General features: G+C 71.5%; 3 protein-coding genes. 2 read left to right on the plus strand and 1 reads right to left on the minus strand.

Annotated elements, in window-relative coordinates; all coding sequences use genetic code 11:
• The first annotated feature begins 145 nt into the window (after window positions 1-145).
• Window positions 146-1150, plus strand: a complete 1005-nt coding sequence (locus AB0J67_RS40125) for an NAD-dependent epimerase/dehydratase family protein (protein WP_363490906.1) — start codon at window positions 146-148, stop codon at window positions 1148-1150.
• 16 nt (window positions 1151-1166) lie between these two features.
• Here AB0J67_RS40125 and AB0J67_RS40130 read toward each other — a convergent pair whose 3' ends face one another.
• The gene (locus AB0J67_RS40130; protein ID WP_363490908.1) at window positions 1167-1685 is read right to left on the minus strand and encodes a nucleoside deaminase; all 519 of its coding nucleotides are present in this window, start codon (window positions 1683-1685) and stop codon (window positions 1167-1169) included.
• Between the two features lie 207 nt (window positions 1686-1892).
• Between AB0J67_RS40130 and AB0J67_RS40135 the strand changes: the two genes are divergently transcribed.
• Window positions 1893-3176: a citrate synthase gene (locus tag AB0J67_RS40135; protein ID WP_363490910.1), complete on the plus strand. Its 1284-nt coding sequence runs from the start codon at window positions 1893-1895 to the stop codon at window positions 3174-3176.
• Window positions 3177-3293: the final 117 nt, after the last annotated feature.

A 3293-nucleotide genomic window follows, 5' to 3' on the forward strand; every position in this document is an offset into this window, starting at 1 on the left:
CTGGCAAGTGGGCGTATCTTGGGCCCGCATTCGCCCATCTGCCAGGCAAGTCGGACGATCATGGCGGGCCGCGGCGACCGCGGGGTGGGTACGCCGATGGCGAACGGGTGTGCGGATGCGGGCGTGGTCGGTGATGCTTGCGGCCATGCGACTCCTGGTTCTCGGCGGCACGGTCTTCCTCGGGCGCGCGGTGGCCGCCCACGCCCTGGCCGCGGGCCACGACGTCACCTGCGTCGCCCGCGGCGTCTCCGGCGACGTGCCCGCCGGGGCCCGGCTGCTCACCGCCGACCGCGACGCCCCCGACGGGCTGGCCGCGCTCGACGGCCCGTACGACGCCGTGATCGACGTCGCCCGGCGGCCCAGCCACGTCCGGCACGCCGTGTCGGCGCTGCGCGACCGCGTCGCGCACTGGGTGTACGTGTCCAGCTGCTCCGTCTACGCCGACCAGGCCACCCCCGGCCAGCGGGCGGCCACGGCGCCGCTGCTGGACCCGCTGCCGCTGGAGACCGACGACGCGACCGGCCCGAACTACGGCCCGGCCAAGGTCGCCTGCGAGCGGGCGCTGCTCGACGCGGTCGGGCCGGACCGGGTGATGCTGTGCCGGGCCGGGCTGATCGTCGGGCCGGACGACACGACCAACCGCTTCGACTACTGGGTGTCCCGGCTCGCCGACGGCGGCGAGATCCTCGCCCCCGGCGCCCCGGACGAGGCGGTGCAGTGGATCGACGTACGCGATCTCGCGGCCTGGCTGGTGAGCGCCGCCGAGCGGCGGCTCGCCGGGGCGTACGACGGCATCGGCGCGCCGGTCACCCGCGCCGAGTTCTACGCGCAGGTCGCCGACGGTGTGTCGGTGAAGCCGCAGCTGACCTGGGTCGACCAGGACTTCCTCGCCGCCGAGGGGGTCGCGCCGTGGATGGGCGAGCGGTCGCTGCCGATGTGGCTGCCGCTGCCGGAGTACGCGGGTTTCCTGTCCCGCGACGTCTCCGACGCGCTCGCCGCCGGTCTGGCCCCGCGCCCGCTGGCCGACACCGCCCGCGACACCCTGGCCTGGCTGCCCACCGCACCCGCCCGCAAACCCTGGGCCGGCATCACCCGCGACGATGAGGCCGCCCTGCTCGCCCACTGGCGCGACGTCCACGGCGGCTCCTGACCCCGCGCGCCAGGGATCAGCGGGAGCGCGCCTCGCGTTCGGCCTTGGTGCGCTGCCAGGCGTCGAAGGGGTCGTGCGACTGGGCGATCGAGACCTTGCCGACCGGCACGGTCCAGGCGTGCTGCGGGTCCTCGAACAGGTCGTACAGCTCCACCTGGGGGAAGCCCGCGGCGGCGGCCTCGTGGCGGTCGACGGCGTAGATGATGCGCCCGATGTCGGCCCACAGCGCCGCGGTCAGGCACATCGGGCAGGGCTCGCACGACGACACGAGCACCGCCCCCGGCAGCCGGAAGTGCAGCGCCTGGCGGCAGGCCGCGCGGATGGCGACGATCTCGGAGTGGGCGGTCGGGTCCAGGTCACGGATGACCCGGTTCACGCCGCGGCCGATGACCTCGCCGCCCTTGACGATGATCGAGGCGAACGGGCCACCGCCCCCCGTCTCGACGTTCGAGACGGCGAACTTCACCGCGAGGGCCAGCCAGCGTTCGGCTTCCTCACCCGGCATGTCCACGCTGGTTATGGGCTCCGTCGCCACGGGTCCAGCGTAAGCCGCGCGGGCGATCGGGGCGGGCGCTCTGGCCGACATCCGCTCGCCATTCGGCAGAAAAGAGGGCAAGTGCTGGCAAAACGCGGCGAGACCGTGATTCTCCCCTCAGCGGCGGAGAGGGCGCATGCCACGGTCAAGTGCTTACCCTGAAACTTAACTTTGGTAAAAGAAGCTCCCGAAAAAGCGAGGGAAGTCGTGGCGGATGTGAACCTGGAAACCCCGGGTGGACACCTCTCCCTGGAAGTGCAGCCGGCCGTCGAGGGCCCGTCCGGGCTCGACATCGGCAAGGTGCTGAAGGAAACCGGATTCGTCACGTACGACCCGGGCTTCGTCAACACGGCGGCATGTACCTCGGCGATCACGTACATCGACGGTGACGAGGGCATCCTCCGTTACCGCGGGTACCCCATCGAGCAGCTGGCCGAGCACTCCACCTTCCTGGAGGTCTCCTACCTGCTCATGTACGGCGAGCTGCCCACCGCCGCGCAGCTGAGCGAGTTCACCCAGCGGGTGCGCATGCACACCCTGCTGCACGAGGACATGAAGCGGTTCTTCGAGGGCTTCCCGCGCGACGCGCACCCGATGGCCGTGCTGTCGGCCGCGGTGAGCGCCCTGGGCACCTTCTACCAGGACAGCCAGGACCCGTTCGACAACGAGCAGGTCGAGATCTCCACCGTGCGCATGCTCGCCAAGCTGCCGACCATCGCGTCGTACGCGTACAAGAAGTCCATCGGCCAGCCGATGCTCTACCCGGACAACAACCTCGGGTACGTCGAGAACTTCCTGCGCATGACGTTCGGCGTGCCGGCCACCGACTACGAGGTGGACCCGGTCTTCGCCAAGGCGCTGGACCTGCTGCTCATCCTGCACGCCGACCACGAGCAGAACTGCTCCACCTCGACCGTGCGCCTGGTCGGCTCGGCCCAGGCCAGCCTGTTCGCCTCGGTCTCCTCCGGCGTGAACGCGCTGTCCGGCCCGCTGCACGGCGGCGCCAACGAGGCCGTGCTGGCGATGCTGGAGCGCATCCGCGCCGAGGGCGGCGACGTGCAGGCGTTCGTACGCAAGGTCAAGGACCGCGAGGACGGCGTACGCCTGATGGGCTTCGGCCACCGGGTGTACAAGAACTACGACCCGCGCGCCGCGATCGTCAAGAACATGGCGCAGGACGTGCTCGGCCGCATGGCCAAGCCGGACCCGCTGCTCGACCTCGCCATGCAGCTCGAGGAGATCGCGCTGGCCGACGACTTCTTCGTCTCCCGCAAGCTCTACCCGAACGTGGACTTCTACACCGGCCTGATCTACAAGGCCATGGGCTTCCCGACGAAGATGTTCACGGTGCTGTTCGCGCTGGGCCGCCTGCCCGGCTGGATCGCCCAGTGGCGCGAGATGATGAGCGACCCGGCCACCAAGATCGGCCGCCCGCGCCAGGTCTACACCGGCGCTCCCGAGCGCGACTTCGTCCCCGTCGCCCAGCGCTGACCCGCAGACACAGCTCACCCACACCGGAAGGGGGGGGCCCCCCCCCGGGGGGGCCGGGCCCCCCCCCCCCCCCCCCCCCCCCCCCCCCCCCCCCCCCCCGCCGCGGCAGTAGAGGTT

This window comes from Catellatospora sp. NPDC049609, assembly GCF_040675365.1.
Lineage (GTDB): Bacteria > Actinomycetota > Actinomycetes > Mycobacteriales > Micromonosporaceae > Catellatospora.